Source organism: Sedimentibacter acidaminivorans, assembly GCF_017873955.1.
GTDB lineage: Bacteria > Bacillota > Clostridia > Tissierellales > Sedimentibacteraceae > Sedimentibacter > Sedimentibacter acidaminivorans.
This window is the reverse complement of record NZ_JAGGKS010000015.1, coordinates 1-18,355: the sequence shown is the minus strand read 5'-3', so window position 1 is coordinate 18,355 and position 18,355 is coordinate 1. Positions and strand designations below refer to the sequence as shown.

Annotated in this window: 16 protein-coding genes and 2 pseudogenes; 1 reads left to right on the top strand and 17 read right to left on the bottom strand. The window is 32.4% G+C overall.

What is annotated here, in order from left to right:
- The 16 genes and pseudogenes from J2Z76_RS16750 to J2Z76_RS16285 all read right to left on the bottom strand — a co-directional run.
- A pseudogene (locus tag J2Z76_RS16750) lies at positions 1-109 on the bottom strand (molybdopterin-binding protein); the annotation flags it as partial.
- A 39-nt stretch (positions 110-148) separates the two neighbouring features.
- Positions 149-1,303, bottom strand: coding sequence for a DVU_1551 family NTP transferase (locus J2Z76_RS16355; RefSeq protein ID WP_209513134.1), 1,155 nt, complete (start codon positions 1,301-1,303; stop codon positions 149-151).
- A gap of 57 nt (positions 1,304-1,360) precedes the next feature.
- Positions 1,361-2,389, bottom strand: coding sequence for an XdhC family protein (locus J2Z76_RS16350; RefSeq protein WP_209513133.1), 1,029 nt, complete (start codon positions 2,387-2,389; stop codon positions 1,361-1,363).
- Between the two features lie 69 nt (positions 2,390-2,458).
- Positions 2,459-3,061 (bottom strand): histidine phosphatase family protein, encoded by a 603-nt coding sequence (locus J2Z76_RS16345; protein WP_209513132.1) that lies wholly within the window; start codon positions 3,059-3,061, stop codon positions 2,459-2,461.
- Positions 3,062-3,249: 188 nt separating this feature from the next.
- Positions 3,250-4,848: an acyl CoA:acetate/3-ketoacid CoA transferase gene (locus J2Z76_RS16340; RefSeq protein WP_209513131.1), complete on the bottom strand. Its 1,599-nt coding sequence runs from the start codon at positions 4,846-4,848 to the stop codon at positions 3,250-3,252.
- 27 nt (positions 4,849-4,875) lie between these two features.
- Positions 4,876-6,795, bottom strand: a complete 1,920-nt coding sequence (locus J2Z76_RS16335; protein ID WP_209513130.1) for an AMP-binding protein — start codon at positions 6,793-6,795, stop codon at positions 4,876-4,878.
- A 53-nt stretch (positions 6,796-6,848) separates the two neighbouring features.
- Entirely contained in the window at positions 6,849-8,096 is a 1,248-nt protein-coding gene (locus tag J2Z76_RS16330) for an L-lactate MFS transporter (protein ID WP_209513129.1), read from the bottom strand.
- Positions 8,097-8,218: 122 nt separating this feature from the next.
- Positions 8,219-8,413 carry a hypothetical protein gene (locus tag J2Z76_RS16325; protein WP_209513128.1) on the bottom strand — a complete coding sequence of 65 codons (195 nt, stop codon included), beginning with the start codon at positions 8,411-8,413 and terminating at the stop codon, positions 8,219-8,221.
- Positions 8,414-8,427: 14 nt separating this feature from the next.
- Positions 8,428-8,973, bottom strand: a complete 546-nt coding sequence (locus J2Z76_RS16320) for a hypothetical protein (protein WP_209513127.1) — start codon at positions 8,971-8,973, stop codon at positions 8,428-8,430.
- Between the two features lie 12 nt (positions 8,974-8,985).
- Positions 8,986-9,390 carry a YopX family protein gene (locus tag J2Z76_RS16315; protein WP_209513126.1) on the bottom strand — a complete coding sequence of 135 codons (405 nt, stop codon included), beginning with the start codon at positions 9,388-9,390 and terminating at the stop codon, positions 8,986-8,988.
- Positions 9,391-9,662: 272 nt separating this feature from the next.
- On the bottom strand, positions 9,663-12,005 hold the full coding sequence (locus J2Z76_RS16310; protein WP_209513125.1) for a xanthine dehydrogenase family protein molybdopterin-binding subunit: 2,343 nt from the start codon (positions 12,003-12,005) through the stop codon (positions 9,663-9,665).
- 3 nt (positions 12,006-12,008) lie between these two features.
- The gene (locus tag J2Z76_RS16305) at positions 12,009-12,497 is read right to left on the bottom strand and encodes a (2Fe-2S)-binding protein (protein WP_209513124.1); all 489 of its coding nucleotides are present in this window, start codon (positions 12,495-12,497) and stop codon (positions 12,009-12,011) included.
- Between the two features lie 2 nt (positions 12,498-12,499).
- On the bottom strand, positions 12,500-13,384 hold the full coding sequence (locus J2Z76_RS16300) for an FAD binding domain-containing protein (RefSeq protein ID WP_209513123.1): 885 nt from the start codon (positions 13,382-13,384) through the stop codon (positions 12,500-12,502).
- Positions 13,385-13,412: 28 nt separating this feature from the next.
- A complete protein-coding gene (locus J2Z76_RS16295) occupies positions 13,413-14,537 on the bottom strand; it encodes an acyl-CoA dehydrogenase family protein (RefSeq protein ID WP_209513122.1) in 1,125 nt (374 codons plus the stop codon).
- A 22-nt stretch (positions 14,538-14,559) separates the two neighbouring features.
- On the bottom strand, positions 14,560-15,807 hold the full coding sequence (locus tag J2Z76_RS16290) for an acyl-CoA dehydrogenase family protein (protein WP_245210498.1): 1,248 nt from the start codon (positions 15,805-15,807) through the stop codon (positions 14,560-14,562).
- Between the two features lie 194 nt (positions 15,808-16,001).
- Entirely contained in the window at positions 16,002-17,399 is a 1,398-nt protein-coding gene (locus J2Z76_RS16285) for a sigma-54 interaction domain-containing protein (RefSeq protein ID WP_209513121.1), read from the bottom strand.
- 372 nt (positions 17,400-17,771) lie between these two features.
- Here J2Z76_RS16285 and J2Z76_RS16280 point away from each other — a divergent pair, with 372 nt between their 5' ends.
- On the top strand, positions 17,772-18,116 hold the full coding sequence (locus J2Z76_RS16280) for a winged helix-turn-helix domain-containing protein (RefSeq protein WP_209513120.1): 345 nt from the start codon (positions 17,772-17,774) through the stop codon (positions 18,114-18,116).
- A 17-nt stretch (positions 18,117-18,133) separates the two neighbouring features.
- Here J2Z76_RS16280 and J2Z76_RS16275 read toward each other — a convergent pair.
- Positions 18,134-18,355, bottom strand: a pseudogene (locus J2Z76_RS16275) (sulfate/molybdate ABC transporter ATP-binding protein); the annotation flags it as partial.

The window sequence follows — 18,355 nt, the reverse complement described above, 5'->3', positions numbered from 1 at the left end:
TTACATGACCTTTTTTGAATGCTACATCCTTTTTCACACCTTTGATTATTTGTGTTATATCGTGGCATAAAACTTGCCCTACTGCATCCACTGTTTTAATTTGTTTCATTTATTCCTCCTATTATTTTACAGTTCCTAAGCAACTCAACTAACTGATTAGATTTAGGTTTATTTCTATTGAGTTATCAACATTAAATTTATTGACCTTACACAATTCAAAAATCATGTTAGATATATACAAAGCTTGTGCTTTCCTTTTTTTAATAGCTTCCATTGCAGTTTTATTGTTTTTATACAATTCTTCTTTATAAGCAAATCTTTGTTGTATTGTAACTACGTTATTAGCCTTAACTAACTTATCAGCCAAATATACAACTTCCTTTTCTGTTGGAACCTCAGAAATTGTATTAAGTTCCATATGTTCTGCAACAATTTTCGAAACTTCTTCATACCCCATATCTAAAAGCCACTTTGCACCAACATCTGCATGTTTTGTCATACCTTTTGCTATATCATGAAGCAGGCTTGCTGCAATAACATTTTTTCTATTCAATAAAATCCCTTTTTCATACAAACTATCACAAAAATTTACAGCTACTTCCAAAACTTTATTGGAATGTAATTTTACTTCTTCAGGCAATTGAAAGTAGTTTTGAATCTCTTCGCATAGCTCATATGACGGACAATTTTTATTTTCATTATATTCTATAAGTTTTAAAAAATCATTTTTTATATCTGCATCCATAATAATTCCAGGATCAACAAAGGCTATGTTTTTACAACTGCTATTCATTTTAGCAATTGCACCTTGCAAGCCCATTGTTCCATCGTACCCTAATATACCACTTATTGCTTCCTGTCTAAGTAATATGGGGTGACCTTTTTTACCTGCATAATTTGGTTGTATAATATTAAAACTTAGTTCATCAGTAATTTCCATCTCCTTTATCATGCTTTTTAATGTAAAGTTTTGTACAAAGGGACTATCAGAAGGTGAAATGAATACCATGTCGACTTTTTCCTTTAAATTTCCTAACCCAATGCATACAGAATCGAACATTTGAGTACTTTCATAATTTTCATTTTTAACAAAACTTATTTTATAATTTTTAAGTTTTTCCTTAATATCATTTTCTCTATACCCGGTAACTACAACAATTTCAGTCGCTCCAAGAAACATATAATTTTCTATTGTTGTTTCAATCATCGTTTTATTGCCAATTGTCAACAGTGGTTTAAACGCTTTCATACGAGAAGACAACCCACCAGCAACAATTACCACACCAATTTTATTTTTTTTCACATTCAACCTCCATAGTAGACATAAAAATATTTTTTAACTTTACTTACTTGTTTTTTACTAAATACATTTTATTTGGTCAATAAATATTTCAACTATTCCACCACAAACCATTCCTTCATCTTCTGCTTCTCTACCAGTCATGTCAACTTGAATCAACTTACATTTTTGATTATCAATGCAGCTAAAAGCAGATTGTCTAATACTAGATTCAACACAACCTCCTCCAATTGTTCCTATCATTGTTCCATCTTTTAAGACTGCCATCTTTGTTCCTATTTCTCTTGGAGCTGATCCCTTCCTTGATACGATAGTAACTATGGCTTTAGGTATATTGTAATAATTTTCAGAAAATAAAGCTGTTAATAACTCATCACTATAAGTACTAGACCCAATTTCTTTGTTCTTAACTTCAATTATTTCTGCCATTATTGCTACTGCTATCTCTGCTGGAGTTTCAGCCCCTATTTTCAATCCTATTGGAGTATAAATATTATTCAATTTTACTTGTTGTATACCTTTCTCCTCCAAATAATCTAATACTTTTCTAACTCTTACTTTACTTCCAATCATGCCTATATATGCATTTTCCTTATTAATTATCTTTTCTAAGCATGTTTGATCATATCTATGCCCTCTAGTAACTATGATAAAAAATGTTCCATTATCACCATAAATATTATCCAAGGCTTTTTCAAATGGTTCACATATAACATTGTTAGCTCCTGCCCTTATTGCATCATTTGCAAAGTTTAGCCTATCATCAATTACAGTAACATTTAAATCAAGTATTTTGCACATTTTTATAATTGCCATTGAAATATGACCAGCTCCGCAAACTACCACGTTATAACTTTGACGTATAAATTCAAAATATACTTTATTACCATTAATAGTCAATACTTGACTTTTATTATTAGTTGGAATAAATGAAATTATATTATCCCAATCAACTGTATTACTATTACTAAAAACGATTTTCCCCTCAGATAATAAAATCTTATCCCCTATGTTTTCACCAGATATAATTGTAACAACTATATTCTTTTTATTTTTATCTATTTCCTGCAATGCTTTATAAAAATTCATATTTCCTCCTATTGCAAATTAAAATAATACCTAAGTAATAATATATTTCAATCAGATACTTAGAGATATTTAAACAACTTCACCAACCTTGATTACTTTTAGTTTGTCCCCATCATAAATAACTGTATTAACACTTCCGTAATCATGACGAAATAAAAAGCTTTCCTTTATACTTATTCCTAATATTGATGATATAATAGCTCTATTTACGCCTGCATGTGCTACGATAATTATATTTCCATTAGACTTTACAATTGTATTCCAAAGTTCCTTCAGCGCTCTATCTCTGCACATTGCCATACTTTCTCCACCTTCAACAATGTAATTTTCCAAATCTTCTCCACGATCTTTATATTCCTTAGGATATATCTCTTTTATTTCTGCAAAAGTCATTCCATCCCATTTTCCAATATTAAATTCCGAAAAATCATCTTTAATTTCAACACTTATTTTATTGTCAGCAATAATTTCAGCTGTTTTTTTTGCTCTAGCAAGAGGGCTTGAATAAACACTTTTTACATTCATACGGGAAAAATAATTTTTCAATTCTTTTGCTTTCTTTATCCCTTTATCACTTAAAGGAATATCTGTTTTACTTATACAAATTGGTATGTTATTTAGAAACTGTGGCTCACAATGCCTTATAATATAAATTTTACGTGATTCATTCATAGTAACCTCCAATCGTTAGTTTTTTCTAAATACAACGAATTCACATAAAAACTTCTTAAAAAATAATCAAATTTCTATACTAATTTGCTTTATAGTTAAGCTGAAAAACTCAAATTATTATGGGGAACCGAAAAAAACAAACACTTCGGTTCCCTATTAAAATATCTGTGAGATAATTGTGGGTAAAATTATTTACTATCCATAATTTCCTTCAATTTTCCCCATGTAGGATAGAAAATTTCTGGGTCCATTAATTTAGGTCCGCCCACAGGAATAATCGGAGCAAATTCCATTTGATCTAATATCTGAGTTTGTAAATCTATGCCTGGTGCTATTTCAACAAGTACCATTCCGTCTGTTGTTCTTTCTATTACACATCTTTCAGTTATAAATAAAATTCGATTTCCTTTTTTTAGTGATTGATCTGCGTTAAATGTAAGTTGAGGACAACTTTTTACAAATTTTTTAAATTTACCTTCTTTAACTATAATCATTTTTCCTTCCTCAACTTTACATTTAATACCGCCTGCCGTGAATGTACCAATAAACATTGCATTCTTAGCGGTAGCTGCGATATTTAAAAATCCACCTACTCCCATGATTTTTCCATTTAAGAGACTTGTATTTACATTTCCATCTTTATCTACTTCGCTTAATCCAAATACACCAAAATCTAATCCACCCCCATCAAAGAAACTGAAATGATCTCCCTGATCACAAGATGCTTCAATATTCCAATGCGCACCAAAATCATTTCCTCCTCCTGGCACTCCGCCAATGCTTCCAGATTCTGAAATCATTGTTATTTTATCAGCACAACCCTCTTCAGACATAACATTCCCTGTATAAGTAGGAGTCCCTATACCAAAGTTACACTTATATCCAGGTTTTATTTCCATAGTTAAACGTCGAAGCATAACTTTTTTTTCATCAAAAGGAATTGGTTGAAGATTTCCTTCTAATGGAATTCTAACTTCACCAGTAAATGCTCTGTTAAATTTTGTTCCCTGCGTTTGCATTATGTTTTCTGGGTCTTCAGAAACAACTATATAATCTACATAAATTCCAGGAACTTTAACAAGTTTTGGATTTAAAGAACCAGCTTTTGCAATTGATTCCACTTGTACAATTACTATACCGCCATTTGCCTTAGCTGCTTGAGCAATTGATAACATCTCTAGATTTAAAGCTTCTTTTTCACATGTTATATTACCATTTTCATCAGCAGTCGTACCTCTCATAAATCCAATGTCAATAGGAATTGACTTATAGAACAAATATTCTTCTCCAAAAAAATCAGGTATATGTACAACGACCTCTTCTCCACTTTCTTTTGTCATTGGGTTAAGTTTTCCTCCATCATAGCGAGGATCTACAAATGTTCCGAGCCCCGTTTTAGAAAGCAATCCAGGAGCATTTCTGCCTTCTTCATGAAATAATTGGATTAAGGTACCTAGTGGTAAATTCCATGCCATTATTTTATTTTCTACAATCTTGTTTATTAATGTAGGTGATGATCCTGCATGTGAGCCAATAAATTTAGTCAATAAACCGTCCTTAGCCCAAACACATTCTCCCCTCTCGCCTTTTGGACCTTTTCCCCAGTTTCCTATTCCAGCCGCATGCACATGAGTAATATTTTGGGGATGCCCAGTATCGTCAAATCTATTACTAACTGCTATTGCAATTTCTTCTGGCCAGCCAGCCAAACCAAACGATGCAGAAGCAACTGTTATATTATCCTGAAATAAATTTGCAGCTTCTTTTAAACTAATTACCTTCGCCATATTAATATCTCCTTTATAATTGTAATTTTAAACTTGACATTCACAAACTTCTTTATTTTCAATTATTTTTAAGGCTAATTTACGTAATTCTCTTTTTAAAATTTTCCCAGAATCAGACAAAGGAAATTCTTCAACAAAAACTATATATCTAGGTATTTTATTTGATGCAATTTTCCCTTTGCAAAATTCTTTAATTTCGTCTTCTGTAAGGTTTATTTTACCTTCCAACTTAACAAATGCCATGATTTCTTCACCACAAAGGTAGTCCGGAACTCCTATTACACATACTTCCGAAACGTCTTCATGTGTTAATAGATAATTTTCTATTTCCATTGGACTTATATTTTCACCACTTCTTATGATTATATCTTTACTTCTTCCCTTCATACATAAATAACCATCATGAGTTAAACAACCAATATCTCCTGTATGCAGCCATCCTTCATTGTCTATAGCCTTTTCAGTTTCTTCATGCATTTTATAATACCCTTTCATAACATTATATCCTTTAACTAATATTTCCCCGTCCTGTCCTGATGCAGCACTTGCTTTTGTAGAAACATCCATAATTTTAACTTCAACTCCAGGAACTGTTTTTCCTACAGTTGTTGTTCTTATTTCAAGCGAATCGTTCGCATATGTAGCAGTAACACATGGTGAAGTTTCCGTAAGTCCATAAGAAACAATAATATTTTGAATTCCCATTACGCTATTAATTTCTTCAATCATTTTACTAGAGCATGACGCACCTGCAACAATTCCAGTCCTTATAGATGAAGTATCGTAATATGTTTTTTGCATTTGCTCAATGCAAGCAACAAACAATGTTGGTACACCAGACAAAACAGTACATTTTTCTCTCTCTATTAAAGCTAGCGTATTTTCAGTCTTGAACTTTTTTACCATAATCATAGAACATCCCTTAGTAACTGCGGCCATTGAACATGCTACAGTCCCAAAACAGTGAAACAAAGGTGCCTGTATACACATAATATCATTTTCAGTTAGTTCCATTCTATCCGACATTGATTCTGCATTTTCAATTATATTCTCATGGCTCAACATAACACCTTTAGGTGTCCCAGTACTTCCTGACGTAAAAATAATATGAGCGACATCATCATGATTAAAATTTTTCTGACATTCATCTAAAACATCATCTGCTAAATTTTCTCCATATTCTAAAATGTCTGTCCATTTAAACATTCCAGAATACTCATCTTCGCTTATTACAATAACATTTTTCAACATAGGAAATTTTTCAGATTTTAAATTTCCCTTAATGCATTCTTTGAGTTCAGGAATCATACTATAAAGCAATTCAATATTTTCAGTCGATTTGTAACCTACTTGCATGATTAAGGTATTTGTATCTGAACTTTTTAGCAAAACTTCCATTCTATTTTGCTTTTCATATGCATTTAGCGGAACAAAAATTCCTCCTGCCTTGCAAATACCAAATTGAGCTATTATAAACTCAGGAGAATTAACTGCCCATACAGATATTTTGTCATCTTTTTGTACACCAATAGATAATAGTCCTTTTGCCAGATTTGATATTTGTTTTTTTAAGTACTTATATTTTAATCGTATGCTTCCACTATTATTTACCACAGCTTCTCTATCCGGATAATAATCTGATATTTGATCTACCAATTGAGAAACCGTTAAGTCAATATAGCTATAAACTAATACATCTACGTATTGGTCAGGCTCTTCATGATTGTATATTCTTTTGTATGTTTTTTTAGTAACAGACTCCTGTTCTAAAGCTATTTTTATAAATTCTTTTTCTATCCATGGCATTGGCCATTTAAGAATCCAAGGCTTTGTTAACATTTTGCCTTCAAAATTAAAAATCATATTATTACCAATTATACTGCATGGTATGCTGTCAACATTAAGCACAGTAATCTCAATTTTCCTCATACTATCTATTAGGCTCAAACTTACACCACCTCGTATATAAACTTTATTTAAATAGATGCAAGACTATTAAGTTAAATTTTTTTTAATTCTGCAACTTGCGATGCTTTTTTTCTCATTGACTTAACAATATAGGTAATTGCAATTCCTCCCAAACTCATAGCTACTGCTATTAGAAATGCATTTGTATAATCTCCATTATTACTTGATTTAATAGTAGCTGCCATGATAGGTCCTATATATCCACCAAGAGCAAATCCAGCAAACATAAATCCATAGTTTACACCATTATTCTTAGGACCAAAACTATCAGCAGTTAAGGCTGGAAACACTCCCATAAATCCACCAAAGCAAAAGCCTATTAGCATTGCAAATATTATAAAAAGTCCAAATTGACCACTTCCTACAGTTGATAAAGAAAACATAGCCCCTGCAGAAATTAAATACATAATCGGCAATGCATTATATCTGCCAATTTTGTCAGAAATAGCTCCCCATCCAACACGTCCACTCATGTTTGCAATAGCAACTAAACTTACTGCAAATGCAGCTTGTTGTGGGCTTACACCTATAATTTCTTGTGCAATTGGAGAAGCCTGACTGATAATCATTAGTCCAGATGTAGCACCAATTGTAAGCATTGTAAACAACAAATAAAACAGAGGATCTGCAAGCATTTGAGACCAAGTTTTGTCTTTGCCTGTTACAGCAGAATTTGATGTCACTGCTGGTGGTTCCCAACCTTCTGGCTTGTAACCTGCTGGTGCTTTAGCTATAAACTGTGAACCTATTAATATAACAATAATGTACACCGTTCCTAATGTTCTAAAAGTAAACAACACTCCATTGCTAGCAATTAAACTTTGTGAAATTGGTGCTAATAAAACCGGACCAAACCCATAACCTGCAGTAGCTAAACCTGACACTAGTCCTCTTTTATCAGGGAAAAACTTTACTGTATTTGCAATTGTACAACTATAAACAAGACCCATCCCATTACCAGCTATAATTCCATAACTTATATACAACCAAGTTAAAGATTTAGTAAATCCAGACAATAAAATACCACCGCCAAATAGTATTCCTCCTGAAAAAATAACCCACTTTGGACCAAATTTATCCTGAATTTTTCCTCCTGTAATCATACAAACAGGGCTAATTGCATTAGCAATAGTGAACGTTAAAGCTGTTGCAGCAGCAGTCCAACCGAATGTTTTAATAAGTGGTCCTGCATAAACACTCCAAGCATAACCAGAGCCTATACAAAGGTTAATTATCAAACTTGCACCAAGAATAAACCATCTTTTCTTTTTGAGATCCATTTTATTACCTCCATTTTTTGATTATTATTTAACAATCACTACTATAGTTCATTTCATTTGTAGTTTGACGAATTAGGATTTAAGAAATAATTTTCAAGACTAAATCATCTGATAAAATGGTGTCATTTCTTTAAATTTTTTTTGTATTTTCTCAAATCCTCAAAGTCCTTAAAGTCTTGCTCTTCATCGATGTCGTGATTTGCCATCATCATTCTAGCACATGATGTTTTACAACTAGATGGACAATTTTCACACATTTCGCTTTGCCCCACTGGATCGAACCTTCTATAGTTAGATTCAATAATTACTTTTCCCATAGCAACTCCTCTTTCTATCTACTAATATCAATTTGGACTAGTTCTGCTTCCGAACTAAAGTAAACAGCCTGCCAGATTCCATCTATATATTCTTTATTTGAATCAAACAATTGCTCCAATGTGCTGTAAGAAGTTCTTTCTCCACAAAAATACATATTAATTTTATTTAATTCAATAACCCATTTTTCTGTTTCATCATCAAACCAAACTAATGTATCTGTATCTTTTTTAAAAAATTGTTCAACACCTAATTTTTTCATTTCAAGAAAATCTTCTACTATTGGATCTTTTAACTTATCATAAACACGGTTAATCTCCATTTCAAAAATCTTTCCTGTATCAATTCTTTGTGCAAATAATTTTCTATTTCTATCTTGAATCTTTAGAAACTCCCCGCTCATTTCCATAATATGTTCTACAGCGTAAAGCACCTCAATAATAATTTCTCCTTTAACTGCCTTTGCTTTTCCCTCAATTTCAAACATATCATCTTCTAAATAAAAATCTACCATTTTATCATTTAACAAATTCAAGAGGAACTTTGTGTCTTTTAATCTCATTTTAAATTCCTCCTAACATTTATAATTTATTAAATCGTGATTTTCATAAATGTTTCCAATTATTTCTATTTCGTCTCTTAAGTAATCTCCTCCCATTAAAGCCATACCATCTGTAGATAAAACTACAAAGCCAGCTATATCTTCACTCCAAATAATTTGATGAATAGTATCACCAATCTGAACAATATCTCCCTCATAAATTTCCTTATTATTCTTATCATACCAATCTGTAGATTGCATAGGAACAAACTCGATAGGTTCTTTATCCCTAAAGTCATAGATACAAAGTACTCCAAAAGATAAATATGAGTAAATTGTTTTTTTTGTATTATCTTGAATTTCTGGTTGTTCTAATCCTTCTGGTGAGTACATTCTTTTAGCTTCATCATCCCAAGCTCTAAATTTTAATTCTCTCATTTCTGTTCTCCTCTTTTCTTAATAAGTTTATTTTTTTACGAGTAAACATCTATAGGAAACTACTATTATAGAGCCCATATGAATTCACTTTACTATTTATTTTAATTTCACAATTCAAGGTTTTTCCCACAAAAATTTGAGTTGCTAAATTTTTAGATTTCATTTTTCCACCTCTTATCTCACATATCTTGTTTTACAGTGACAGCAAGCTGTCACTGTAATTTAAGCCTATAAATAAATCCTAGAAAAAAGTTTTTATTTCTTGAAATAGTTTATTTGCCAACTTTGTTTGTTTTAATAGCATTTAATACTTTTTCAGGAGTTAAAGGCATTTCTGTAAATCTCACACCTATTGCATCATATACCGCATTAAATATTGCAGGTATAGTAGGTTGTATAGGCCCTTCTCCAGATTCTTTACCTCCATATGGTGCTGATGGATCATATGATTCAACAATAGAAGCCTCTATTTTTGGCATATCAGAAATAGTAGGAAGTTTATAATCGTGGAATGATGGATTAAGCATTCTTCCATCTGCTGCAACTTTCATTTCTTCATACAATGCCTGACCTAATCCCATTTGTATTGAACCATGAACTTGACCGTCACAACTCATTGGATTAATTGGTTGACCACAATCACCTGCTTCTGTAATTTTAGTAACATTTACCTTACCTGTTTCAAGGTCAACATCTACTTCTGCAATTTGAGCACTAAAACCAAATGTTGGTGAGTGTCCAATATTTCCACCTTGTTGAATTCCTTTACGTCTTGGAGGAGTGAACTGTCCCGTGCATGAAAGCGGTCCATTTGATTCAATGTACATTGTTACTACATCCGCCCATGGCACATGTTTTTTCTTCTTTTCATAAATTGAATAAAACATACCATCTTTAACCGCAACTTCATCTCCTCTACAACTTATCATAGATGCTGCTACAGGGAATAATTCTGCATTCACTTTATCAGCCGCCTGTCTGATAGCCCAACCTGTTGCAAAAGTTAAACGACTTGCGAATGTTCCAAGGTCAAATGTTGATAATTCAGTATCTCTTGTAACTACGTGAATGTCTTCTGTTTTAACGCCTAGTGTTTCTGCTGTCATCTGAGCCATAACAGTATCTACACCCTGACCTATATCAGTAGCTCCACAGAATAATGTTACGCCATTTTCTTCATCAATTTTAATGGTTGCCACAGTATGAGGTTTATAAGAAAGATATAGTGTATAAGATGTACCAGAAATATAATATCCTCCCGAAAGTCCTATTCCTTTCCCATAAGGTAATTTACCATGTTTTTCTTTGTAATCAGACATTTCAACTACTTTTTCTAAACATTTTTTATATTCTGAGTGTGGCACATACATCATACTCTTTGCTGTATAACCAGATTCAACTGCATTCAACATTCTTATTTCATATGGGCTCATTCCAAAGTGAGCTGCAGCTTCATCAAGCATTTGCTCCATTGCAAATCTAGGCTGTACACCTCCAAGCCCACGTTGAGCACCACATGTAGGTTTGTTAGTGTATATTCTCTTGCCATCAAACCTAACATTAGGAACTTTATAAGGAATATGAACCATAGATGCTGTGTAGAACAACACTACTATACCCCATCCTGAATAAGCTCCGCCGTCCATAATATTGTTAAAATCAACGGCAGTAATTTTTCCATCCTTGTCAAATCCCATTTTAAATTTCATATAACATGGGTGACGACCATTGCTTGTTGCAAATACGTCGCTTCTTTCATATGTAATTTTAACTGGTCTGCCAATTTTCTTTGAAAGAATTGATGAGCAAAAATCAGCTTGTGATGCAACACTTTTTCCACCAAATCCTCCTCCGAGAAGAGGAACAGTTATCCTTATTTTATTCATAGGCATTTCAAGAACCTTAGAAAGCTGTTGATGAGTATAGTGAGGAACCTGGCAAGTTGCATATAAATGAAGCTTTCCTGTATTTTTATCAAAATCAGCTATTGCTGACTGCGGTTCAAGAAAAGCATGATTTACATAAGAAGAATAATATTCCTGTTCTAATACATAAGAAGATTCTTTTAAAGCCTTATCTGGGTCTCCATAAACTTGAACACCTTCATATGCAATGTTATTTGGGTGATCTTCATGTATTCTTAAATCGTCTCTTTTTAGTGCTTCTCTAGGATCTACAATAGCTTCAAGAACTTCATATTCTACTTTAATAAGTTCTAATGCTTTTTCAGCTGTAACTTCATCAATAGCTGCAACAGCTGCAACACTTTCACCCCAATTGCGAACTTTTCCAACTGCTAGTGCAGTCTCATTACAGTTGTGAGGAACTATCCCATATGGTATTGGACAATCTTCACCTGTAATAACACCTAAAACTCCATCTAATCTAAGTGCTTCACTATAATCAATACTTTTAATATTTGCATGCGCATATGGGCTTCTTAAAATTTTGCCATATACCATTCTTGGAAGAACTAAGTCATCTGTATATTGTTGTTTACCAGTAACCTTTGCTGCTCCGTCCAAACGAGGAATATTTCTTCCTACTTCAGTAAATTCTCTTGTATATTCTTTATAGTTATTATATTTGTTTGATACTTCATACATTTTTCCCATTTATTACACCTCCCCTTCTGATTGAGCTTTTACATATGACTCAATAGCTTCAAGAATCAATATATATCCAGTGCAACGACATGTATTTCCTTCAAGCGCATGTTTAATTTCATTTTCTGTTGGATTTGGATTGCTATCTAATAATGCTTTTGTAGATAAGATCATCCCAGGTGTACAAAATCCACATTGCACAGCTCCATGATCCAAAAATGATTGTTGCAATGGGTGCAATTCTCCTGTTTCAGGATTTGCAATTCCTTCTATTGTTGTAATTTTTTTACCTTCACAAGCAATGGCAAGTTTAAGGCATCCTAGCTGTGCTTTTCCATCAATTATAACAGTACATGCACCGCAATCCCCTTGACCGCATCCTTTTTTTGTTCCAGTAAGTCCAATTTGTTTTCTTATTACATCTACTAAAAGATCCATAGGCGTTACAGCAACTTCGTGAATTTGATTATTTATATCTAACTTAATTATTTGTTTTTCCATCTCTACGCCTCCCTTGCAGCTTCATATGATTCTTTAACTAGTCTACGTGCCAAAGCACCTATTACATCTGTTCTATATTCAGCAGAAGCTCTTACATCTGAAATTGGTTTTGCTTCACTTTGTGCAGCTTCACCAACTTTTGTTACAAGCTCATCATTTAACTTTCGTCCATTTAATATAGTTGGAACTTTTTCTGACACTAACGGTTTTATAGCAACAGAGCCCATTACTAGTTTTACATTTTTAATTGTAGCTTTATCTTCATCTAATTCTATATTTACAGCCATATTAACCGCATCAATTTCCATTGCGTTTCTGAGACCTATATTACCATAACGACATGCTGAATTTTTTACTGGTTCAGGAAGTATAAATTTTGATAAAATTTCTCCTGGCTTTAAATCATTTTTTCTATTTCCATGAATGAACCCCTCAATTGGTAATTCTCTATCTCCTTCTAAGCTACTAATTACAACTTTAGCCCCTAGTGCTGAAAGTGGTGTAGGAGTTTCAGCTGCAGGTGATGAATGACAGCTATTACCTCCTATAGTTGCCATAACTCTTACTTGTTTTGACCCAAGTTGACTTGCAGCAAAAGTAAGTGCTGGATATTTTTTTGCTAGTTCGCTTGAAGATTCTATATATTCAATTGTTGTACAAGCTTTTATTTCAGCTCCACATCCTTCTTTACATTCAATTCCTTTAAGTTCATCAATATCACCTATATCAATTATGGCTTCAGGTTTTATCATTTTTTCCTTCATCATAATTATTAGGTCTGTTCCCCCAGCTAAAATTTTCGCCTTGTCGCCTAGATTTTTCACTAACTCTAAAGCTTCGCTTTTTGTTTTTGGTTTAAAATATTCAAAATTATTTAAAATATTCAATTAAGGCACCTCCTTTAATTTTTATATATTATTTTAATATATTTCCAGCTATAATCTTTTCTGGATATTCGCTTATATTTTCAACTAAGAATAAACCTTTCAAATCTCTAAAATATCTTTCAATATTAGCTTCTCTGCTGTAGCCAGTTCCCCCATGAATCTGAACTGCATTTGTTCCTATTTCAAATGCTGCTTTTCTAGCAAACATTTTTATAAATGTTGCTTCCTTTGTATAATCACCATTTGAATCAACACATGCTACTCCTTGATAGGTCAGCGTTTTCAGAGTGTGTAAATTAGTTGCCATTTCAGCCAGCATCCATTGAACAGCTTGAAGTTTTCCAATTGGAGCGCCAAACTGTATACGTGTTTTACAGTGGTTAGAAGTTTCCTCTAAGGCTGCTTCTCCTATTCCTATGGCTATTGCTGCTGATGCGATATCAAATCGAGCTTGAATCTCTGCTGCAATTTTCAAACCTTGATTTTCAGTTCCAAGCAATTGAGCTTTAGTGTTATTGAATTCCAATTCTGTTGTTGGAAAAGCTCTTAATCCTAATTTATCAATATTTCTTGTGACTTTTACACCTTCAGCTTCTACTATAAAAGCAGAAATGTTATTTTGTCCTTCTTCTTCGCTAACTTGTGCTATAACGATGTAAATATTTGCAACCCCACCATTTGCAACATAATTTTTTTTACCTGTTAATAAATAATCTTGACCGCTTCTAGATGCAATAACTTTTTCTTCTCCTGATGCTAAAGATGCACCAGATTCTGCAAAAGCATAACCACCTAATTTTTCACCTTTTTTTAACAATGGTATATATTTTTCTTTTTGTTCCAAAGTACCATGCCTTGCGATAGTATCTATTGCTAAAACAATGTGAGCCATAGCTATGGAAGCTGCAGCACCATTAGCTTTTCCAAACTCCTCTGCCATTAAAGCTACGCTATAAAAATCTGTTCCTCTTCCACCACAATCTTGAGGTACATTAATATTGAAAAAATCATTTTTAGCCATCTCTTCAATAGCTTCTTCTGGAAATCGTCCACTTCTATCATCCTCATAAGCTATTGGTTGTAAATTAGCTTTTGCAAAATCAGACATACTTCTACTTATCAATTGTTGAATTTTTGTTAATTCTAAGTTCAATTCTAACACCTCCTACCTTTTATTATCTCAGCAATCCGCCGGAAATAACTAACCTTTGAACTTGATTAGTTCCTTCATAAATCGAAAGAATCCTTGCATCTCTCCAAATTTTTTCAATTTTAGAATCTTTTGTGTAACCATAAGTACCCATTATATCCAAAGCATCATTAGCAACTTTCATTGCCATATCAGTAGCAAAAAGTTTTGTTACTGCAGAATGATGAGAATATGGTTGTTTACTGTCTTTTAATAAAGCTCCTCTGTAAACCAATAACCTGGCTGCTGTAACATGTGCTTCCATTTCGGCAATCTTGAAAGCTATAGCCTGTTGCTTTGCAAGAGGTTTAACTCCCTCTTTATGATTTTTTACAAATTCTACCGCTGCATCTAATGCTGATTGACCACATCCAACAGCTTGTGCAGCAACCATAAGACGACCTGAATCTAGTGTTTTCATTGCTATTTTCATTCCATCTCCCTCTGATCCAAGTAGCGAAGATGCAGGAACTTTTAGATCTTCTATTACTAATTCTACTGTTTGTGATCCTCTAATCCCCATTTTATCTTCAATTTTTCCAACCTTGATTCCAGGAGTACCACCTTTTACAAGAAAAGCACTTAGTCCTTTACTTCCTTTTGTTCTATCTGTAGAAGCAAATACTACCATCGAAGATTTCATATCAATGGCAAAACCGCCTTGTGTAATAAAGCATTTTGATCCATTTAATATGTATTCATTACCTTCTCTTACCGCTGTTGTTGCTACCGCACCAGCATCCGAACCAGCTCCTTGCTCAGTAAGTGCAAATGCTCCATATTTACCTTCTAAAATGGGGCCGAAGTGTTGCTTTTGCTGTTCCAAGGTTCCAGAAATTAGCAGTGGATACGATCCAAGGTTGTTAGCACCAAATGCTGTAGCAATTCCAACATCTCCATATCCTAACTCCTCCATAATTATAGCGCAACTTTTTGTATCGAGCTCTATTCCACCTACTGCTTTTGGTGCAACAAGACATACAAGTCCAGTTTCAAACCAAGCCTTAAATATTGATTCTGGAACATCCCCTGTGTCGATCAACTTAAGATTTGGGGTTATATATTCAGCTACAAATTCCCGTACCTTTTGTTGCAACTCCAGTTGATTGTCTGTGAAATCAAACATTTCTACTACCTTCTTCCTTCTTGATTTTTTGATTAATAGCTTATTTGGTTCTAAAAAATTGTTAATTAAATAACTATCAGTCACACTCCAATTAATAGCAAGAGACATGCCAATAAAAAAAAGTTACTTATAAATATTTAATTTAAAATTTTAAACAAGCTGAACGCACCGAACTAAACAATAAAAAAAATTATTTTACTATATAATAATCCCTTTTATATGCACAAAAAAAAGTGTACACGCCGTGTACACTGTAAACTTAACTATACATTCATTGTAAACCTTTGTTTACAAAATTGCATTTAACTAATTTTATACTTTTCTAATTTCTGATAAAGAAGAGTTCTTGATATTCCTAATACTTTTGCTGTTTTAGATTTATTATTATTGCAAGACTTTAACGTTTTTAAAATTGCCTCTTTTTCAAGACTTCTCTTTCTCTCAGTTAATGGTTTATCTATATCATTGTAAGTAAACTCTTCCCTTTTGATGTCACGTGGTCTTTCTGCTTCAAGTTTTTCTTCTTTTTTGAAGTCTTCCAAATTTAACTCATTCTTCCAAGAGACATTTATTGCCCTTTCAATGATGTTTTGTAATTCTCTTACGTTGCCGGGCCAATTTCGTTGTTTCAAATATTCTAATGCTTCTCTGGATATACCTTCAATTTCTCTTCCCATTTTTATATTTAATTTACTAATAATATTATTTGCTAATAATGGTATATCCTCGCTTCTATCTCGAATGGACGGTATGAAAATGTTAATAATATTTAAACGATAATATAAGTCTTCACGAAATTTGTTATTCTTTATCATTTCTTCCAATGAAACATTCGTAGCTGCAATTACACGAGAATCAATACTAATGCTTTCACTGCTACCTAATCTCTCTATTTCTTTTTCCTGTAATACTCTCAATAACTTTGGCTGCATAGACAAATCAAGTTGGTTTATTTCATCTAAGAAAATACTTCCTAAATGTGCCTTTTCAAATTTACCTCGCCTTCCTCCCTTTTTTGCTCCAGTAAAAGTCCCTTCTTCATATCCAAAAAATTCAGATTCCATTAAACTTGGTGGAATTGCTGAACAATTTACCTTTACAAATGGAAAAATGTTTCTTAAGCTGCAGCTATGAATTGAATGTGCCACTATTTCTTTACCTGTACCAGTTTCACCTGAAATGAGAACCGTTGAGTCCGATGACCCTGCTTGATAAATCTGTTCTTTAAGTTTTTTTATAGCATCACTTTTCCCAATGATATCCTCAAGACTATATTTTGCTCCATTTCTTTTTAACATTTCTGACTTTAAAAATTCATATTGTGCATTAATAGTTTCTATTTTTTCTAGAAAATGATATGCCTGATCTATACTTAAAAATGATGAAAATATAAAACAGCACAAAACTTCATTGTTTTTTAAAATAGGCTTATATGTCATAATGCCTGGAAGACTACTACCATCTTTTTTCCTAATAAAATAATCAGCAGTATATGATTTTTTAGATTGTATAGCCGCCATAGCCCTTGATCCGTCTATAAGGTCACAAGCATATTTTCCAATTGCTTCACTTTCCAAAATTCCTGTATCTTGCTGCCACCTTTTATTTACATAGATATATTTTGCATTTTCGTCCGTTATGGCTATGATTCCTGATTGTTCAAATATTAGTTCAATACATTCCTTAGGTATCTTTAACATAAAATTACCTCCACATTATACTTGTCCTAACAATAAAAATTCAACTGATCAAATTTTTTAGTATTTCAGAAAAAAACGTAGTTGTAGTAAAATCGTTTTCCTCAAAACCACTATGTTATTATATTATCATATAATTTATTTTAGTAAAGCATTTTTTAATAAAAAAAAGATATAATTTTCTTATATTATATCTTTTTTATCGCCTGCTAATGTTATTTTTACCATTATTTATTCTATGTTCACTCATTCTAATGGAAAATAATGAAGAATAATTAAATTATAATTTTAATTATTGCAATTTTTATAATATTTGATAATATTTGATAATATATATATATATATATATGTTTTTTTTAAATTCAGGAGACTATTATGGAAAATTTGCATTGTGCTTTACGAATTCGATTAGCTAAAGAAAATATTTTTTTTGGACCAGGCGTTGTATCTCTTTTAGAGTGTATAAAAGAATGTGAATCGTTAAATTCTGCTGCAAAGAAAATTAACTTATCCTATTCAAAAGCTAATAAAATGATAAAGGGTGCTGAAGAAGCCCTTGGCTTTAAATTATTAGAACGAAAAATAGGTGGAATTTATGGAGGAGGATCCACTCTAACCCCAGAATGCATTGATTTTTTAGAAAAATACCTTATTCTTGAACAAGAAATTAAAACATTCTCAGATGACTTATTGGAAAAAATATTTGAAAGTTATTTATAATTTTTTGAGTTGTTAATTTACTCTAACATCAAAATTGTATCTTCTGGAATTTTTAAATATATGTTTTCCTTTATATTTATTTTATCCCAAACTTCTTTTTTAACTTTGAACCATATGCGAGAATTCGAATTTATATTTTCACTGTTTTTATTATTAAAAATTATAGTATATCCATTTATCCCTTCTACAACTTCATTTACTTCACACTTAATCGTGTTTTTATCTTCCGCTTTATCAGC

What these genes read in the sequence shown, in the direction of transcription:
- J2Z76_RS16350 (WP_209513133.1), bottom strand. Translation starts at nt 2,389, where the DNA reads ATGAATTTTTATAAAGCATTGCAGGAAATAGATAAAAATAAAAAGAAT.
- J2Z76_RS16345 (WP_209513132.1), bottom strand. Translation starts at nt 3,061, where the DNA reads ATGAATGAATCACGTAAAATTTATATTATAAGGCATTGTGAGCCACAG.
- J2Z76_RS16340 (WP_209513131.1), bottom strand. Translation starts at nt 4,848, where the DNA reads ATGGCGAAGGTAATTAGTTTAAAAGAAGCTGCAAATTTATTTCAGGAT.
- J2Z76_RS16330 (WP_209513129.1), bottom strand. Translation starts at nt 8,096, where the DNA reads ATGGATCTCAAAAAGAAAAGATGGTTTATTCTTGGTGCAAGTTTGATA.
- J2Z76_RS16325 (WP_209513128.1), bottom strand. Translation starts at nt 8,413, where the DNA reads ATGGGAAAAGTAATTATTGAATCTAACTATAGAAGGTTCGATCCAGTG.
- J2Z76_RS16320 (WP_209513127.1), bottom strand. Translation starts at nt 8,973, where the DNA reads ATGAGATTAAAAGACACAAAGTTCCTCTTGAATTTGTTAAATGATAAA.
- J2Z76_RS16315 (WP_209513126.1), bottom strand. Translation starts at nt 9,390, where the DNA reads ATGAGAGAATTAAAATTTAGAGCTTGGGATGATGAAGCTAAAAGAATG.
- J2Z76_RS16310 (WP_209513125.1), bottom strand. Translation starts at nt 12,005, where the DNA reads ATGGGAAAAATGTATGAAGTATCAAACAAATATAATAACTATAAAGAA.
- J2Z76_RS16305 (WP_209513124.1), bottom strand. Translation starts at nt 12,497, where the DNA reads ATGGAAAAACAAATAATTAAGTTAGATATAAATAATCAAATTCACGAA.
- J2Z76_RS16290 (WP_245210498.1), bottom strand. Translation starts at nt 15,807, where the DNA reads ATGTCTCTTGCTATTAATTGGAGTGTGACTGATAGTTATTTAATTAAC.
- J2Z76_RS16285 (WP_209513121.1), bottom strand. Translation starts at nt 17,399, where the DNA reads ATGTTAAAGATACCTAAGGAATGTATTGAACTAATATTTGAACAATCA.
- J2Z76_RS16280 (WP_209513120.1), top strand. Translation starts at nt 17,772, where the DNA reads ATGGAAAATTTGCATTGTGCTTTACGAATTCGATTAGCTAAAGAAAAT.